The sequence below is a fragment of the Phenylobacterium sp. genome, from assembly GCF_036963605.1.
Lineage (GTDB): Bacteria > Pseudomonadota > Alphaproteobacteria > Caulobacterales > Caulobacteraceae > Phenylobacterium.
This window is the reverse complement of record NZ_JBALUY010000148.1, coordinates 1-658: the sequence shown is the minus strand read 5'-3', so window position 1 is coordinate 658 and position 658 is coordinate 1. Positions and strand designations below refer to the sequence as shown.

The window sequence follows — 658 nt, the reverse complement described above, 5'->3', positions numbered from 1 at the left end:
TGGCAAGCGCACACCGGGTTCATTCAGGCCTTCGCCATCTAAGGGGTTTGCAAATAACGGCAGCGGGGCCGGCGCAGAGATGGCGCGCACGGCCCATAGCGCATCGCGCCGCGTAATCCCCATTCCAACGAAGGCGTCCGCTTCGGCCAGACGTTCCAATGCGGCGGGGGCAATGCCGCCGCGCAGCCATAGGGCTTCGGGATCGGGATACCCATTGCCACGCGCAGCTACGATCCAAGCCGCATCACTTTCGCGAAAGCCCTTGATCTGACGAAACCCGAGCCGCAGCGCCAAGGCCCCGTCTGCGCGACGCTCTAGCGAGTTGTCCCATGCGCTATGGTTCACGCAGACGGGGCGCAGTTCAATCCCGTGCTCGCGGGCGTCGCGTACGATCTGGGCGGGGGCGTAAAACCCCATTGGCTGTGCATTCAAAAGCGCACATGCAAAGATTGCGGGATGGTGGCATTTCAACCATGACGACACGTAGGTGAGCATCGCAAAAGCCGCCGCATGGCTTTCGGGGAAGCCATAATCGGCAAAGCCCTCGATCTGGACAAAACATGCCTCGGCAATGTCCTGACTGTATCCGTTGCGCATCATCCCTTGAACGAAACGGTCGCGGTGGGTTTTGATTGTGCCCATGCGCCGGAAAGAGGCA

Annotated in this window: 1 protein-coding gene; it reads right to left on the bottom strand. The window is 60.9% G+C overall.

Going from position 1 to position 658, the window contains the following annotated elements:
• Positions 1-658, bottom strand: a 658-nt coding sequence (locus V7702_RS16780) for a helix-hairpin-helix domain-containing protein (RefSeq protein ID WP_442958432.1), incomplete at both ends; no start/stop codon positions are given.